The 16937-nt window shown below is 69.6% G+C and carries 9 protein-coding genes and 1 pseudogene; 6 read left to right on the top strand and 4 right to left on the bottom strand.

Annotation, left to right across the window (positions count from 1 at the left end; genetic code table 11):
• Positions 1-591: 591 nt before the first annotated feature.
• Positions 592-2211 carry a DUF5691 domain-containing protein gene (locus NBG84_RS14010; protein ID WP_250919712.1) on the bottom strand — a complete coding sequence of 540 codons (1620 nt, stop codon included), beginning with the start codon at positions 2209-2211 and terminating at the stop codon, positions 592-594.
• Between the two features lie 40 nt (positions 2212-2251).
• Positions 2252-3592 carry an SWIM zinc finger family protein gene (locus tag NBG84_RS14005; protein WP_250919711.1) on the bottom strand — a complete coding sequence of 447 codons (1341 nt, stop codon included), beginning with the start codon at positions 3590-3592 and terminating at the stop codon, positions 2252-2254.
• A 118-nt stretch (positions 3593-3710) separates the two neighbouring features.
• Here NBG84_RS14005 and NBG84_RS14000 point away from each other — a divergent pair, with 118 nt between their 5' ends.
• The 5 genes from NBG84_RS14000 (at position 3711) to sucD (ending at position 11797) form a co-directional block, all read left to right on the top strand.
• Positions 3711-4835 (top strand): ATP-binding protein, encoded by a 1125-nt coding sequence (locus NBG84_RS14000; protein ID WP_250919710.1) that lies wholly within the window; start codon positions 3711-3713, stop codon positions 4833-4835.
• Complete coding sequence (locus tag NBG84_RS13995) at positions 4832-7441, top strand: DUF5682 family protein (RefSeq protein ID WP_250919709.1); 2610 nt, start codon at positions 4832-4834, stop codon at positions 7439-7441. Before NBG84_RS14000 ends, NBG84_RS13995 begins: the two co-directional genes overlap by 4 nt.
• A 207-nt stretch (positions 7442-7648) precedes the next feature.
• Positions 7649-9052, top strand: coding sequence for a VWA domain-containing protein (locus NBG84_RS13990; RefSeq protein WP_425608632.1), 1404 nt, complete (start codon positions 7649-7651; stop codon positions 9050-9052).
• Positions 9053-9709: 657 nt separating this feature from the next.
• The gene (gene sucC, locus NBG84_RS13985; protein ID WP_250919708.1) at positions 9710-10891 is read left to right on the top strand and encodes an ADP-forming succinate--CoA ligase subunit beta; all 1182 of its coding nucleotides are present in this window, start codon (positions 9710-9712) and stop codon (positions 10889-10891) included.
• Between the two features lie 21 nt (positions 10892-10912).
• Complete coding sequence (sucD, locus tag NBG84_RS13980) at positions 10913-11797, top strand: succinate--CoA ligase subunit alpha (protein WP_250919707.1); 885 nt, start codon at positions 10913-10915, stop codon at positions 11795-11797.
• 145 nt (positions 11798-11942) lie between these two features.
• Here the strand turns inward: sucD and NBG84_RS13975 are convergent, their stop codons facing one another.
• On the bottom strand, positions 11943-13475 hold the full coding sequence (locus tag NBG84_RS13975; protein WP_250919774.1) for a sigma factor-like helix-turn-helix DNA-binding protein: 1533 nt from the start codon (positions 13473-13475) through the stop codon (positions 11943-11945).
• 426 nt (positions 13476-13901) lie between these two features.
• Positions 13902-14093 (bottom strand): annotated as a pseudogene (locus tag NBG84_RS13970) (helix-turn-helix transcriptional regulator); the annotation flags it as partial.
• 116 nt (positions 14094-14209) lie between these two features.
• Here NBG84_RS13970 and NBG84_RS13965 point away from each other — a divergent pair.
• On the top strand, positions 14210-16693 hold the full coding sequence (locus tag NBG84_RS13965) for a cell division protein PerM (protein ID WP_250919706.1): 2484 nt from the start codon (positions 14210-14212) through the stop codon (positions 16691-16693).
• Positions 16694-16937: the final 244 nt, after the last annotated feature.

The following is a 16937-nucleotide window of genomic DNA, read 5'->3' as shown; positions in this document are numbered from 1 at the left end:
CGAGGCATGAAGGTGCGTACGAAGGTGATCACACCCGGTGACCGGAGGACTTGGCGCCCTGAACGGTACCGACGGCCCCGGTCTAGCCACGCAGTGCGGCCCGCTGCCAGCGGGCCGCCTTCCCGCACTTCTCTGCGCCCCTCCGTGAGCACTGCGACCGGGGGGAAGCGCCACGTCTTCGATGTGGGTCGTGGGTTTGTGGCCACTGGTTGGAACCGCTCCCATGGAGTGCTGCCTCCCAGTGCTGGTGCTGGTGCTGGTGCTGGTGCTGGTGCTGGTGCTGGTGCTGGTGCTGGTGCTGGTGCTGGTGTCGCCTCACCGTGGTGCTGTCGGTGGGCCTGTGCTTCTTGGCCCCCGGGCGCTGGTTTCGTCCTGGGAAGCCCCGGCCTCGCTGGCCAGGAGGCCAGCCGGTGATGCGCGGGCGGGTATGCCGACGGAAACAGCGTCCGGGAACGGGGGCAGAACAGCGGAGCATGCGGGTGCGGGGCGACAAGAGCCCACAGCGGTTCGGGCGCCGGTAGGAAGGGGGAGAGGCCGCTGGCCGCGGTGGCCTTCCGGCTTCAGGCCGGAAGACCACTCGCACGGAGCCCATCAGCCGGGGAGGGTCCCCACCAACTCCCGCTGCATCGCTTCCCGCAGCCGCAAGGTGGAGACAAGTCTCTGGAACGCCTCCGACCAGTAACTTCCTGCCCCCGGGGATGCTCCCTCCACCTCGTCCGGAGTCGCCGTCAGAAGATCAAGGCGGCTCGACTCACCGGGGTCCAGGCAGCGTTCGGCCAGCCCCATCACTCCGCTGAAGCTCCAGGGATAGCTCCCCGCCTCCCGCGCTATGTCGAGTGCATCGACCACCGAGCGTCCCAGCGGCTCCGCCCACGGAACGGCACACACCCCGAGGAGTTGGAACGCCTCCGACAAACCATGTGCCGCAATGAACTCCGCGACCCAGAGCGCCCGTTCGGCCGCGGGCAGTATGGAGAGCAGCATGGCGCGCTCGGCCAGTGAGGAAGTGCCAAGCCCCGACTCCGGAGGAGTGACGGGTGAATCCAGCAGCGCGCGGGACCACTCCGCATCCCGCTGGCGCACCGCGGCCCGGCACCAGGCCGCGTGGAGTTCATCGCTCCAGCCGTCAGCCACCGGGAGCGCGACGATCTCCCGTGCGGAACGTCCCCCGAACCGCTCTGGCCAGGCCGACAGCGGAGCTGCCTCCACCAGTTGACCCAGCCACCAGGAGCGTGCGCCACGGCCGGTCGGTGGGGTGGGAACCACGCCGTCCCGCTGCATGCCCGCATCGCACTCACGCGGAGCCGCCACGGCTATGGACGGCACCCCGGCACTCCCGTGCGGGCCGACGCAGGACACCGCCCGCTTCGCCATTCGCCCGGCGAGTGCGGAGTGCGGCAGCGCGGAGAGCAACTCGGCCGCTGTGGCGCGGACATTGCGGCTGCGATCCCCCAGCGCCTGCTCCAGAAAGGGCTCATCGGCCTCGGATAGTCCCGCCCGAAGGGAGTCCAGGAACATCAACCGGTCCTCTGCCCGCTCGGTGGACCAGGTCCCGGCGAGCAGTGCCAGCGCCGATCCGGCGTCCTGAGCCCGGACGGCAGCCAGCAGGGCGACCCGTTCGGCGAACAGACCCTCCTCCCACAGCGCCGCGACCGCACCGGCGTCCGTCGCGTCCGGCAGTAGTGCGCCACCGCCCGAAGCGCCACGGAGCGCGAACCTCCACTCGGCGTTGAAGCGAGCCAGCCAGAGCCCACGCGACCCGGCGAAGGCGAGGACCTGCGGCCGGAGATCCGTACGGGCACGGGCAGCGTCCAGCAGGGCGGGCAGCAGGGGCGGTGGGGCCTGGTAGCCGTGTTCATTGGCCTTGGTCAGCCACTGGGGCAGGAGCTCGGTCAAATCGGGAGCCGCCCCGCGTCGACCCCCCGAGGACGGCACGGCACGGTCGGCCAACAACTGGGCCAGTCGTCGGCGGGCAGCCAACGGCGGCTGTGGTCTGGTGTCACAAGGCGCGGGGTCGGGTCGTGGTGCCGCCGGGACCGGCACCAGGCCTGCCCTGCGGCGCACCGTGTATACGGCTGCCGCGTCCAGTAGGGCGACGGTGGCCTCCCTGCCCGATGGCAGGACCGCCTCCGGCGGGCTGCGACGATCGGTGCCCAGCAACGCGGAAGTGACAAGCCCTTCCCATAGGTCGGTGTTGCTGCTGTCGGTCATGGTGTCCCTTCTTGCTGTCGCAGCCCCCAGAGCCTTCATCTCAGATCAGCGTGACCGTCTCGAACGCGTCACCGGACCAGGCCGCGAGCGGTGTGACACCGGCGGGGCCGCACTCGCCGAACACGGTGATCGGGCGGCCCCCGGAGAGCGAGGCAAGCCTCCAGAGCCCGGCGCGGGAGAGCGCGGCCGACGCGATGGGAAGAGCCGCCCCGCCTTCGGCGTCGGCCAGTTGCCATCCCTCGCCGTCCGGGACGGGGATCACCTCCGCCAGTGTCGCCGGCCAACTGTCGAGCCAGGGATCAGCGCTCAGTGCCCGCCCGTACGCTTCGAGGGCCGATGCCACCGGACCGCCGGGCGGCGGTGAGCCCATCGGGACCGGTATCCCGAACTGCGCGCCGAGTTCCGCCCGGAGCTGACCCGCCCCCAGATGGGGAGTCAGCTCGGCGTCGACCATGGTCCCCACGGGCAGCGACAGCTGTGGCGCACGTCCCGCCGCCCCGAACGAGAGCAGCAATGCCATGTGTTCGGATTCCCTTCCGTACACCCATATACGGCGTGTGGTGATCTTCGTTTCTGCTGAGTCGTATTGAGAGAGGACCAGCCAGCGATCGCGGATCGACTGACTGCCTGCGGCTGAGGGCAGGCCGACCCGAGTGCGCACCGTCATCGCCAGTGGTTCCGGAAGCCGCTCGATCCTCATCCAGGCGCTGTCCAGCAGATGGACCAATGAGCACTCCTCCAGCAACCGCACGGGCCATCCCGCTCCCGAGCCGGGAATCGCCCCCAACTCCCGCACCCGGGAGGCCAGCCCTGGCGCCTGTGCATCCACCATGCGGGCCGCCGTCTCCTCCCAGAGCCCGTAACCCGACTGCTCGGCAGCTGCCAGTCCCCCGCGCAGGAGGTCGGTGAGACGCTGCTCCAACTCCAGCGCGCCCGCCGTGATCCTCTCGGCCCGGCGCTCCGCCCTGCGCCTGGCCGCCTCTGGGTCCATGGTCTTCGATGCCTGTGCCTGGCCTGCTCGGCCCCTCTCCGCCTGACTCCGCCGCCCACTCAGCCACTCCTCGGCCCAGTCCGGCTCCGCGCTCGCCCGTACTGCCTCCTCGTCCGTGGTCCACAGCAGAAGCAGCCCCAGCGCATGCTTGCAGGGGAACTTCCTACTCGGGCAACTGCACTTGTACGCAGGTCCTGTGGTGTCTATGACCGTCTGGTAGGGCTTCTTTCCGCTGCCCTTGCACAGACCCCAAACCGCTCCGGTGTCGCTACTGCCCGCGGTCGACCACGGGCCCCGCACGCCGAGCTTGTTTCCCGCAGTCCGTGACGCGGCGTCAGAAGCCAGCGCCAGGACCTGTTCTGGTGTCCAGCGAACCCCCGCCTCATCCATGACCACAACACTATGTGCTGCCACTGACAATCGGCTCTGACCTGCATGAACGGTCGATTGTCAGTGGTGTGGTGCAGTGTGGAAGCCACATCGGATCGCACGATCTGGAGGGGGAGACATGACCATGCCCGAGACCGGTTCGAGCATCGGCGCGGCGGCCGACGGCGAGGCGCTGCGCCCCCATGCGGAGGTCGCCTTCGCACAGGAGCTGACGGCGCTGGCCGCCGCCGATGACCGCCCGCGCCCCATCAGTTGGCGTATGTCGCCGTGGGCGGTGGCCACCTATCTGCTCGGCGGGACCCTGCCCGACGGCACCGTGATCACACCCAAGTACGTGGGTCCCCGTCGGATCGTCGAAGTGGCCGTCACCACCCTCGCCACCGATCGCGCGCTCCTTCTGCTCGGCGTCCCCGGCACCGCGAAGACCTGGGTGTCCGAGCATCTGGCGGCCGCGGTCAGCGGTGACTCCACGCTGTTGGTGCAGGGCACGGCAGGCACCCCCGAAGAGGCGATCCGGTACGGCTGGAACTACGCGCGGTTGCTGGCCCACGGCCCCAGCCGTGATGCCTTGGTGCCGAGTCCCGTCATGCGCGCCATGGCTGAGGGAATGACCGCGCGCGTTGAGGAGCTGACCCGAATTCCCGCCGATGTGCAGGACACGCTCATCACGATCCTGTCCGAGAAGACCCTGCCCATCCCGGAGCTGGGGCAGGAGGTGCAGGCCGTCCGGGGCTTCAATCTCATAGCCACCGCCAATAACCGCGACCGCGGGGTCAACGACCTCTCCAGCGCTCTGCGCCGACGCTTCAACACCGTGGTGCTGCCACTGCCCGCAACGCCCGACGCCGAAGTGGACATCGTGTCCCGGCGGGTCGACCAGATCGGGCGCTCCCTCGATCTGCCGGCCGCGCCGGAGGGGCTTGAGGAGATTCGTCGAGTGGTCACGGTGTTCAGGGAACTGCGTGAAGGGGTGTCAGCCGACGGTCGCACCAAGCTCAAGTCCCCCTCTGGCACCCTCTCCACCGCCGAGGCGATCTCCGTCGTCACCGGCGGTCTCGCGCTCGCCGCGCACTTCGGCGATGGAGTGCTGCGGCCCGCGGACATGGCGGCGGGCATTCTTGGCGCGGTGGTACGGGACCCGGCCGCTGACCGGGTGATCTGGCAGGAGTACTTGGAGACGGTGGTGCGCGAGCGCGACGGTTGGAAGGACTTCTACCGGGCCTGCCGTGAGGTGAGCGTATGACCGGCCCGTTCCTCCTGGGGGTTCGCCACCATGGACCGGGCTCGGCGCGCGCGGTGCGGGCCGCGCTCGACGCGATCTCACCGATGGCCGTGCTGATCGAAGGTCCGCCAGAGGCAGACGACTTGCTCTCGTTGGCCGGGGATGAGGCGATGCGACCCCCGGTGGCGCTGCTGGCGCACGCTGTGGACGATCCGGGGCGGGCGGCGTTCTGGCCGCTGGCCGAGTTCTCGCCGGAGTGGGTGGCCATGCGATGGGCGGTTGAGCGGGGCGTTCCCGTCCGCTTCATCGACCTTCCGGCCGCGCATTCGCTGGCGATCGCTGCCGAGGAGGAGCGAGCTGAGGAGGCGGATCGATACGCTCTGGCCGAAGCCGAAGCCGAAGCCGAAGCCGAAGCCGAAGCCGAAGCCGACAACGAAAGCGCTCGCGACCGCGAATGCGATGTCGCTGGTCGTGGCGCTGGTCATGGCGATGTTGATGGCGGAGCCGGCCCTGAAGGGAGTCGTCAGCCAACTGCGGTTGACCGCGAAGCACCTGCGGAAGTCGATGTGCGGGTCGACCCCATCGCCGTGCTCGCTGAAACCGCTGGATACGACGACCCCGAGCGCTGGTGGGAAGACGTCATCGAACACCGTGGCACCCCGGCTGCGGGCCACGACAGTGCCCCGGAAGGCACCCCGGAAGGACACGACGGACAGAGCAGGCGCGACGGACAGGGCGGACAGGACGGAGATGATCGTCAGCAGCGGCGACGGGATGAGACCTTGGCGCCGTTTCTCGCCGTGGGGGAGGCCATGGCAGCCCTGCGTGCCATGTACGGACACGGAGGACACGAGCGGGACGGGGCGCGCGAGGCCCATATGCGGCTCCAGTTGCGTTCTGCGCGCAAGGAGTTCGGGGACGGCGTGGCCGTGGTCTGCGGTGCCTGGCATGTGCCCGCCCTCCAGACGAAGACCACGATCAGCGCCGACCGGGCCCTCCTCAAGGGGCTGCCCAAGACCAGGACGGAGATGACCTGGGTTCCTTGGACCCACCGCCGACTGGCCCGACACAGCGGATACGGCGCCGGCATTGACTCCCCAGGGTGGTACGGACACCTCTTCCAGTCGAAGGACCGCCCCATCGAGCGATGGATGACCAAGGTCGCCGGGCTGCTGCGAGACGAGGACCAGCCCGTTTCCTCGGCGCATGTCATCGAAGCGGTCCGGCTCGCCCAGACGCTCGCCGCGATGCGTGGACGACCGCTCGCCGGTCTCGTGGAAACGACCGATGCCGTCCGGGCGGTGATGTGCGATGGCTCTGATGTGCCGCTTGATCTGATCAGGGACCGGCTCATCATGGGCGATGTCCTGGGGCAAGTGCCGGACAGTGCCCCCGCCGTTCCGCTCCAGCGCGATCTTGCCAGGGCCCAGCGGACGCTCCGGCTGAAGCCGGAGGCATGGGAGCGGCAGTTGGATCTCGATCTCCGCAAGGACCAGGACGCGGCGAAGAGCCGACTGCTGCACCGGCTGCGACTGCTCTCGGTCGCTTGGGGCGAGCCGGCCGCCGGGCGGGCAAGTACCGGCACGTTTCGCGAGAGTTGGCGGTTGCGCTGGGAGCCTGAGCTGTTTGTGCGCGTTGCGGAGGCCGGAGTCTGGGGCACCACCGTGCTCTTGGCCGCCACGGCCAAAGCGGAGTATCGGGCGCTCTCGGCCACCGCTCTCGCTGAGATCACCGCACTGGCCGAGGAGTGTCTGCTGGCCGAGTTGACCGACGCTCTTCCCGTGGTCATGCAGGCGCTCGCCGATCGGGCCGCGCTGGACAGCGACGTCGGCCATCTCGCCCAGGCGCTGCCCGCCCTTGCCCGGTCCCTGCGCTACGGCGATGTGCGCTCCACGGACACCGGCGCCCTCGCCGGGGTGGCGACCGGCCTCGCGGAGCGGATCTGCGTGGGCCTACCGCCCGCCTGTTCGGGTCTCGATGCCGATGGCGCGGCTGCCATGCGCCGTCACGTCGATGCCGTGCACACCGCTATAGGCCTGCTGCCGACCGCGGAAGAGCTGCCCGCGCGGTGGAGGGCAGTGCTGCACCGGTTGGCCTCCCAGGACTCGGTGCCCGGGGTGATACGCGGAAGGGCAGCCCGACTTCTGCTGGACGAGGGCCGTCTCGAAGAGACCGAGGCCGCCCGTTTGATGAGTCTGGCGCTCTCCTCCGCCGCCCCGCCGGTCGAAGCCGCAGCCTGGATCGAGGGCTTTGTCGGCGGAGCATCAGGCGGAGGACTGCTGCTGGTTCACGACGAGCGACTACTGGGGCTGGTCGATGCCTGGCTGACCGGGGTGAGCGCGGAGGCCTTCACCGATGTGCTGCCTCTGCTGCGCCGTACCTTCGCCGCCTATGAGTCGACCGTCCGCCGCACCCTGGGCGAGCAGATTCGACGCGGGTCAACGACCCGCTTCAGCGGTCGACCGGGCTCCGGGGCGGTGACACCGGGCCTGGGCAGAGGGATGGCGGGCGGGTTCGACCGCGATTTTGACGGTGGTCTCGATCAGGGGCGGGCGGACGCCGTGCTGCCGGTGCTGCGGCTGCTTCTCGGAGTCGATGACAGTGCCCTTGTGGGGGACCGGGGGTGAGCCCGAAAGCGGAGGCGGCGGCAGGTGCGACAGCGGCGAGGGGCCTATCTCCACAGCAGGGGGCACGGGCTGGGGGAGCCGGTGAGGTCGTCAGCGCGGAAGGCGCGGAAGGCGCGGAAGGGGCGCAACGGGAAGAGCGGGAAGAGCGGGAAGAGCGGGAAGAGCGGGAAAAGCGGAAACACCGAAGGAGGAGAGGGGAGCGACCCAATGGAAGCAGCCAGCAGGACGGCAGACAGCAGCACAGGGGCAGAGGGCCCCGACGCAGGGACGGAAGGGCTGGGCGCTGGCCCGACAGGGCCGAGCACAGGGCCTGCGACAGGGCACAGCGCAGGGCCAGCGGCCGCCAGCGGGTCGGCAGGGCCCGGTACCGGGAGGGAGGACCGCGCGAGTGACGTCCCATCGACGGATCGGGCTGTGCTGACCGCTGAAGCCGCGGCCGATGAGCGACTGCGCCGCTGGCGACTTGTCCTAGGTGGCGAATCCGCCGATGGCACGGGCTGCTCGCTGCTGGGCGCGGACGTGGCCATGGACGGAGCACTCACCGCTCTGTATGGCAGCGGAGCAGCCAGCGGCGGCGGAAGGACCAAGGAGCGTGCTGGCGGGCTCGGCAGCTCAGCGCCTTCCGTCGCCCGCTGGCTCGGAGACATCCGTGGCTACTTCCCCAGTTCGGTGGTCCACATCATGCAGCGTGATGCCATCGACCGGCTGGGCTTGGCCACCCTGCTGCTGGAGCCGGAGACGCTGGAGGCCGTGGAAGCGGACGTTCATCTCGTCGGCACCCTGCTCTCCCTCAACAAGGCCATGCCCGAGACGACCAAGGAGACGGCCCGGGCGGTCGTGCGGAAGGTGGTCGACGATCTGGAGAAGCGGCTCGCCACCCGTACGAGGTCCACACTCACCGGGGCGCTCGACCGTTCGGCCAGGACCAGCAGGCCCCGGCATCGGGACATCGACTGGGACCGCACCATCCGGAGCAACCTCAAGAACTACCTCCCCGAGTTCCGCACCGTCGTTCCCGAGCGACTCATCGGCTACGGGCGGGCCTCCCAGGCGGTGAGGAAGGACGTGGTGCTCTGCATCGACCAGTCGGGTTCGATGGCGGCTTCCGTTGTCTACGCCTCGGTGTTCGGCGCGGTTCTGGCGTCGATGCGCTCGATAGCCACTCGTCTGGTGGTCTTCGACACCGCGGTCGTGGACCTCACCGACCAGCTCGATGACCCGGTCGACGTGCTCTTCGGCACCCAACTCGGCGGTGGCACCGACATCAACCGGGCGCTCGCGTACTGCCAGTCCCAGATCACCCGACCGGCTGACACGGTGGTCGTCCTGATCAGCGATCTGTACGAGGGGGGAATCCGCGACGAGATGCTGAAACGGGTGGCCGCGATGAAGGCGTCCGGGGTGCAGTTCGTGGCACTGCTCGCCCTCTCGGACGAGGGGACACCCGCGTACGACCGAGAGCATGCCGCCGCTCTGGCGGCACTGGGCGCACCGGCCTTCGCCTGCACACCCGACCTCTTCCCGGACGTCATGGCCGCGGCGATCGAGAAGCGCCCCCTTCCGATACCCGACCCCGTGAGTGGTGCGGGTACTGCCGGGGCCCGGTTCTGAGGGTGATGGGTTCAGCCCTGGACTCACCCATCTGAGGGTGATGGGTTCAGCCCTGGAGTCACCCATCTTTCGTCCACCCCTCGTCCGTAGGCACCCCTTTCTCTCCACCCCTTTTCGTCTATCTCTCGTCCGCCGGAACCCTGTTCGTCGGCCCTCACGATCGCCGTCGTATGCCGTACCGACGTATTCCGACACGGAGCCCCCAGGCCACCATGGCCCCAGCACTCCTGGGCCACCACAGGCGTCCGCCGACCGTGCCGGTTCCACGGGCCCCGGTCGTGTCCCCCCGCGGCCGTCGGCGCTTCATCGGCCACCCTGGCGCCCGGGGCGCTGCCGTCCCCCGACGGCGGCGACGAGGTGCTGCATCGGCACCCTGTCTACCCGAGGGTTCGCAGGTCAGTGGGTTGCAGCGACCGGCGGCTGAGAGCTTGGAGCGCCACTCCGACACGGCTTGGCGATCGATCTGTGACTGTTATCACCACTCCTGTGTGAGCTCCGATTTAGGGAGCCACCGTCCACGGGGATAACCTGCCAGACGGACATGCCGCGTGCCCGGACACCGTGTGCGCATCCCCTGTGACCATCGCAGTCACGTTGCCCTTCGCGGCACGCCCACGCAGACAACGAACCGCGATCAGCAGAAAAGGGACGGACCGCGTGGACCTGTTCGAGTACCAGGCGAGGGATCTCTTCGCCAAGCACGGTGTACCGGTGCTGGCCGGTGAAGTCATCGACACGCCTGAGGCGGCGCGCGCGGTGACCGAGCGACTCGGCGGCCGGTCGGTCGTCAAGGCGCAGGTGAAGGTCGGCGGCCGCGGCAAGGCCGGCGGTGTGAAGCTTGCCTCCAGCCCGGATGACGCGGTCGAGAAGGCCGGTCAGATCCTTGGCATGGACATCAAGGGTCACACGGTCCACAAGGTGATGCTGGCGGAGACCGCGCCTGACATCGCCGAGGAGTACTACGTCTCGTACCTCCTCGACCGGACCAACCGGACCTTCCTGGCCATGGCCTCCGTCGAGGGCGGCATGGACATCGAGGAGGTCGCGGCCACCAAGCCCGAGGCCCTCGCGAAGATCCCGATCGACGCCAACGACGGTGTCTCTCAGGAGAAGGCCGCTGAGATCGTCGCTGCTGCGAAGTTCCCGGCCGAGGTCGCTGACCAGGTCGCCGACATCCTGGTGACCCTCTGGAAGACCTTCATCGCCGAGGACGCGCTCCTCATCGAGGTCAACCCGCTGGCCAAGCTCGCCGACGGCCGCGTCATCGCGCTCGACGGCAAGGTCTCCCTCGATGAGAACGCCGACTTCCGTCAGCCCGACCACGAGGCTCTTGAGGACAAGGCTGCGGCCAATCCCCTGGAGGCCGCTGCCAAGGCCAAGAACCTCAACTACGTCAAGCTCGACGGCGAGGTCGGCATCATCGGCAACGGCGCCGGTCTGGTGATGTCCACCCTGGACGTCGTCGCCTACGCCGGTGAGGGCCACAGCGGCGTCAAGCCCGCCAACTTCCTCGACATCGGTGGTGGCGCTTCCGCCGAGGTCATGGCAAACGGCCTGGAGATCATCCTGGGCGACCCGGACGTCAAGTCCGTGTTCGTCAATGTCTTCGGTGGCATCACCGCTTGTGACGAGGTCGCCAACGGCATCGTCCAGGCCCTGGAGCTGCTGAAGAACAAGGGCGAGGCCGTCACCAAGCCGCTGGTCGTGCGTCTCGACGGCAACAACGCGGAGCTGGGTCGCAAGATCCTCTCCGACGCGAACCACCCGCTCGTGCAGCGCGTGGACACCATGGACGGCGCGGCCGACAAGGCTGCTGAGCTCGCCGCGGCTGCGAAGTAAGGGACGAGGGACTCCACAACCATGGCTATCTTCCTCACCAAGGACAGCAAGGTCATCGTCCAGGGCATGACCGGTGCCACGGGCATGAAGCACACCAAGCTCATGCTGGCCGATGGCACCAACATCGTCGGCGGAGTGAACCCCCGCAAGGCGGGTACGACCGTTGACTTCGACGGCACCTCCGTACCCGTATTCGGCTCGGTGGCCGAGGCGATCAAGGAGACCGGCGCTGACGTCTCGGTCGTCTTCGTACCCCCGGCCTTCGCCAAGGCGGCCGTCGTCGAGGCGATCGACGCCGAGATCCCGCTGGCCGTCGTCATCACCGAGGGCATCGCGGTGCACGACTCCGCCGCCTTCTGGGCGTACGCCACCAGCACGGGCAACAAGACCCGGATCATCGGCCCGAACTGCCCCGGACTGATCACCCCCGGCGCGTCCAACGCCGGCATCATCCCCGGTGACATCACCAAGCCCGGTCGGATCGGTCTGGTCTCCAAGTCCGGCACGCTGACCTACCAGATGATGTACGAGCTGCGGGACATCGGCTTCTCGTCCGCCGTCGGCATCGGTGGCGACCCGGTCATCGGCACCACCCACATCGACGCGCTCGCTGCCTTCGAGGCGGACCCGGACACCGACCTGATCGTGATGATCGGTGAGATCGGCGGCGACGCCGAGGAGCGCGCGGCCGACTTCATCAAGGCCCATGTCACCAAGCCGGTCGTCGGCTACGTCGCGGGCTTCACCGCCCCCGAGGGCAAGACGATGGGCCACGCGGGCGCCATTGTGTCCGGTTCGTCCGGCACGGCCCAGGCGAAGAAGGAAGCCCTTGAGGCCGCAGGCGTCAGGGTCGGCAAGACCCCGACCGAGACCGCTGTGCTCGCTCGGGAACTGCTCAAGGGCTGACGCTCACGGGTAGGCGGTACGGAGTGATGGGTGTGGGCCCCGCCAGCGCATAGCGGCGGGGCCCACACCCGTTTCCCGTTCCTGCTGCCTGCCCGGATCAACCGATCCGGGGATTCAACGTCCCGACGGATCGGTTGATCAGCTCTCAGCGGGTCTGCGGTACCAGGCGTCCTGGCCCGTGTGCCGGATCGGAGAGCAGTTGCTCGCGTAGCTCCCTACCGTGCTCCGACAGCCGCTGCGGGCCTGCGTGGGCGGGCACACCCCCGATCTGTTGCCCCGGGGAGACCACCGATTGGTACTGGGTGGGTGCGGTCGCGGCCGTCAAGCCCGTCACGGAGATGATCAGTGTGGTGATGGTCAGAGCGGCTCGCGTCCAGAACCAGACATGCCGTTCGCTGTTCCTGCGGACGATCGGGGCGGGTAGCGGTCGCGGTGTCGGACAGGCGCGCACCAGCTCGATGAGCTCGTCGTGCAGTGCTTCCGGCGAGTTCAGCTGGGGAAGGCGCTCGGCGATGGCATCTCGCGCGTGGAGTACCCGATTCGCCGTGGCCGGCGTGCTCGCCTCGGTCTCCGCCGCGGTTTCGGGGAGGTCGAGGCCCAATCCGTCGTAGAGCAGCAAGGTGCGGCGGTACGCGGGAGGCAGCTCCAGCAGAGCGTCGAGCAGTTTGCGCCGTTCGGGAGCGAGCGGTGGGGTGTCGGGGTCCTGATGCGCGGGCCGAAGCCGTTGCCAGGGCGACATGGCGTACTCATACGCGGCCGACCTCACCCAGCCCACCGGATCTCGATCGGTCGCCACCTCGGGCCAGTTCTGCCAGGCGAGGTGGAAGGCGCGCTCGACCGATTCATGGGAGAGCTGCCGACGACCCGTCAGCAGGAACGCCTGGCGAACGAGGTCGGGCGCCGCTCGTGTGTACAGGCCGTCAAACGCTTCCGCGGGGGTGAGCCCCGAGACGGCGTCCAGCAGGGAGTCACGTGATGCCCACTGGGGCCAGGATGGTTCCTCCCGGGCGGTCTCGGGACGCTGTTGGTGTTCTGACGGCTCATCGAAGTCCGGCGGTCCGGCGATTTTGTCGTCGGAGCGTTCAGTGCCGTCGGAGCGTTCGGTGTCAGCGGTGTCAGCGGTGTCAGCGGTGTGGGGAGTGTGGGCGGTGTCCCCGGTGGATTCCTTGTGCTGCCCGGCCGGAGCGGGGGGTGCTGGGTGCAGGACGGGGTGCGCAGGGCTGGCCGGATGGGGTGGCGTGGGTCGAGCCGCTCGCTTGACGGCCGGCACGGGCCGGGTGGCTGAGTGCGGTTGCTTACCCCGGGACGGCTTCGGCGCCTGAGCAGTCTGCCCCAGCGGCGACTTCGGCGGCTTCGACATCTGCGCGGCCGCGCCGGGGTCGGTTGCCGCCAGCGGGGGCTGTGCCGATGTGGTGGGAGAAGGTGTTGGATCGACCGGTGGAGTCCCCGAAGTCGATGTTGGCTGAGAGCTCGCCGAAAGGGCTGACTCGTCGGACACGGTGGAGACCCGGAACGCCTGCAAGTGCTGCGGCTCCTGTGCGATCTGAGGGTTGGATGGTGCCAGCTCTGTCTCGCCGGTCGGGTCGGCCTCGACTGCCCCGCCGGTCTGGTCGGCTTCAGTGGCTTTCGACGCGTCTACCTCCCGGGCAACCCGCACGGCGGGCGGGTACGCGGGCATAGGAGGTACCTGCGGTACGGGGGGCCAGTCATCCGTCGGCTCGCCCCCGACTGTCTCCGGTACGGCCGCGATCGCCCTACCGGCGGAGAGCGAGTCCCCTGACCCAGACCCAGAACCAGACGCAGACGCAGACGCAAACTCAGAGCCAGGGCCAGGGCCAGAGCCAGGCCCAGAGCCGGTTGCAGCCGCAGCCGCGGCAGCTGGCTTGCGAGCCGCGCGTTTCTTGTGACCCCTGTGCTCGTCCCCCACCTCCAGAACAGCGGTGGGAGCGCCATGGAGTTCACCCCCACCAGCTCCGGCTTCCCCGGCCTGCGGCTCCCCAGCTCCCACGGTCGGAGCCTCCACCACCATGTTCACGGGCTCCTGCTCCCTTTCGGCGGCCGTGCCCGCGGTGCCCGGGAGGGGGCTGGAAGGATCCAGCAGCCTGGCGTATGCCTCGCGCCGTCTGCCCCGAGGGTCGCTGCGACCCGACTCCCAGGCCCTTACGGTCGCCCTCGTCACGCCGAGCGCGGCGGCGACCTCCTGCTCGCTCATCGACTTCGCCTCGCGCAGTCTGCGCCGTTCCTTGGGCGAGGGCAGCGGAGCCTCGGAAGCGGAGTGTGTCGTGCTCTGGGTCATGTGGGGCTCCCCGAAGCGTTGCACTCGGCGTAAAAGTACATAAACGTATCTTGAGCGACACAACGGCCATTCGCCTGTTACATGGATAGAGCGCGTGTCGTTGGGAGCATGGCCCGGTGACCCAGACGACTGATCACGGCCCCTCGCCCGCACCGACTCCGGTACTCGTCCAAGGCAGGCGCAAGGCCGTTCTGGTGGCGTGCTTTGTGCGCGGTGCGACCACAGCGGGCCTTGGGCTCGGTGCGGTCGCCGTTCTGGTGATGCTGCTGTGGATCAGCTCGCCCTACCCGGACAGCGGGCCGGAAGGCGCTCTCCATGTGGCCGCCGGGATCTGGTTGCTGGCCCATGGCATGGAGCTTGTGCGCCCCGAGACTCTCGCCGGGCCGCCCGCGCCGGTCGGAGTCGTACCGCTGCTGCTCATCGCCCTGCCCGCCTGGCTCGTTCACCGTGCGGTACGTGATGCCCTGCTTCCCGCGAAGGGGCGGCCACGGCCTTCCGAGAGGGGGGCGGTGTGTGCGCTCAGTGCGGGATATCTGCTGGTCGGGGCGCTGGTGACGGTCTATGCGACGCGCGGGCCGCTGATGGCGGACGCCAGGAGCGCAGCGCTGCACCTCCCGCTGGTGACGGTCATCGCCGCGATCGCGGGTGCCTGGACGGCCAGTGGTCGGTCGGGTGGCCCACTCCCCGGATGGCTGCCGGGGCCACTGCGATGCCGGCTCGCTCGCACCCGGGTCGTTGTGGCGTCGCGGGCCGCCGCGGCGGGGGCGCTGATGCTCATCGTCGGTGGGGCCCTGCTCGTCGCCGCCGCCCTGGTGTGGCACTCGGACGCCACCCAGGACTCCTTCCGGCACCTCGCGTCGGAGTGGTCGGGGCGGCTCGCCGTACTGCTGTTGGCGATCGCGCTGGTACCGAACGCGGCGGTGTGGGGCGCGGGGTACGGGCTGGGGCCGGGGTTCGCCCTCGGTACGGGAGCCACCGCGACGCCCGTCGTCGTGATCGGAGACCCCGCGCTACCGTCCTTTCCCTTGCTGGCCGCGGTTCCGACCGAGGGCGCGGGCACCCCGTTGAACTGGGCGGCCGGGTTGGTTCCGGTGGCAGCCGCGCTGGTGGTCGCCTGGTTCACGGTGGCCACCGCCGCCCCGAGGGGCGCTGAGCGCGAGGTGATCTGGAGCAATCGGGAGACCGCCGTGACGGCGCTGCTCGGTGCGGTGGGGTGCGGGCTGCTGACGGCTGCGATGTCCGCGGCCGCCGGGGGTTCACTGGGCAAGGGACGGCTGGTCGACTTCGGGCCGGTGTGGTGGCAGAGCGGCGGGGCAGCGCTGCTCTGGTCAGCCGGCATCGCCGTCCCAGTGGCCGTGGTGGTACGGATGTGGCGAGCACGAGGGCGGGGCGGAAGCGGTCAGTCGGCCGAGCCGGTCCCGTTGGAGACCCTGGCACCCGAGCAGTCCCAGTCCCGCGTCGGCCAGGGCTCCCCAACCAACCAGAGCGACCAAACCGGTCGAGACGACCAGACCGGGCGGTCGTCGAAGCAGGCTGAGAAGAGCAACCAGAGCAACCAGAGCAGTCGGGGCGATCGGGGCGGCCGTAGCGATCAGAACGGTCATGTCCGTCCGGTGGAAGATCCCGGGGCTTACGACTTTCTGCCATCGGATTCCTGGACGGAACGTGACAGTGCGGCAGCCGGACTGCGCTGGCTGGCCGCCAGGGTCAAGGGCGAGGTCAGAGGCGAGGCCAAGAGCGAGAAAGTGCCCGCTGCCCAGGTTGGGAAGAGCCAGGCGGGAAAGGGCGGACCCCTCGTTACGCAGCCCGGGCAGGACGGGCATCCCGGACAGGACGCAGATGCCGCGGAGCACTCCGGGGAAGGCCTCGCGGTCGATGCCCAGGCCCTGGCGGCGTCTTCTCCCAACCGCCGTCGCGACGCATCCCAGGACTTCGACGAGGAGTCGGATCCCCGCTCGCCGGCTCAGACACCGCGCCAGGACTGGGGGCCGCCGGAGATTGGGACGGCGTGGATGGCGCCTCGGCCGAAGACGGGCCCGGGCCGGGATTCCGGCGCGGAAACCCCAGCGGAACCCCAAGGGAAGCCCCCAGCGGAACGCCGTACCGAAGCTGGGTCAGACCTCCGGCCAGACCTCCGGCCAGACCTCCGGCCAGACCTCCGGCCAGACCTCCGGCCAGACCTCCGGCCAGACCTCCGGCCAGACCTCCGGCCAGACCTCCGGCCAGACCTCCGGTCAGGGCTCTGGTCAGAATTGCCGGCCGGACCCCTGGCCCGCCCCCTCGTCCAGCCCTTCACAGAAGGCACGGGTCAAGCCCCGCCCGGTCCTGGCTCAAGACCGGCGACGCAACCCTCCGTATCCCTGCGCAAGCCGTGGGCCGCGCCCATCAGCCCCTGGCCAAGGAGTTCCGGTCGTAGCACGGAGTCGCAGCCGGCCAACACCAGCGTCGGGCGGGCAGAGCGCCCCGGGCACCTCAAGGAGTCGACGGCTGCCGGCTCGATGCCGCCGGAGGGTCCACCCGCCGAAGCGGCCGCCCCTTCGGAGCGGGGAAGCGCCCCCGATCCATCAACGGCGGCCGGCTCATCAGGGGCCGAAGGCTGATCGGGCCTGACCTCGGTGGCGGTCGCGGCCGGTACCACTCGGGAATATGCCTGCCCTTCGGTGCCACCGGGCACCGGCCGGTCCCAGCTTCCGCCCGCGCCTGCGACGCCTGCCCCGGCGGTTCCGCTGTCGCGGGCTCTGCCTGGGTTCAGCCAGCGAGGGGCCCGGCTGCCGCTCGTTCACCTCTACCGCAGCCAGCCAGCGAGGAGAGCAGGCTGCCGCTCGCTCGCCTCTGGTGCAGCCG

Origin of the sequence: Streptomyces albipurpureus, assembly GCF_023701525.1 — a bacterium.
Classification (GTDB): Bacteria; Actinomycetota; Actinomycetes; order Streptomycetales; family Streptomycetaceae; genus Streptomyces; species Streptomyces albipurpureus.
This window is presented reverse-complemented; position numbering and strand designations above follow the sequence as displayed.

Excerpts from the sequence above, each read along its gene's own strand:
- NBG84_RS14010 (WP_250919712.1), bottom strand. The coding sequence starts at position 2,211 with ATGACCGACAGCAGCAACACCGACCTATGGGAAGGGCTTGTCACTTCC.
- NBG84_RS14005 (WP_250919711.1), bottom strand. The coding sequence starts at position 3,592 with ATGGATGAGGCGGGGGTTCGCTGGACACCAGAACAGGTCCTGGCGCTG.
- NBG84_RS14000 (WP_250919710.1), top strand. The coding sequence starts at position 3,711 with ATGACCATGCCCGAGACCGGTTCGAGCATCGGCGCGGCGGCCGACGGC.
- NBG84_RS13995 (WP_250919709.1), top strand. The coding sequence starts at position 4,832 with ATGACCGGCCCGTTCCTCCTGGGGGTTCGCCACCATGGACCGGGCTCG.
- NBG84_RS13990 (WP_425608632.1), top strand. The coding sequence starts at position 7,649 with ATGGAAGCAGCCAGCAGGACGGCAGACAGCAGCACAGGGGCAGAGGGC.
- sucD (WP_250919707.1), top strand. The coding sequence starts at position 10,913 with ATGGCTATCTTCCTCACCAAGGACAGCAAGGTCATCGTCCAGGGCATG.
- NBG84_RS13975 (WP_250919774.1), bottom strand. The coding sequence starts at position 13,475 with ATGCCCGCGTACCCGCCCGCCGTGCGGGTTGCCCGGGAGGTAGACGCG.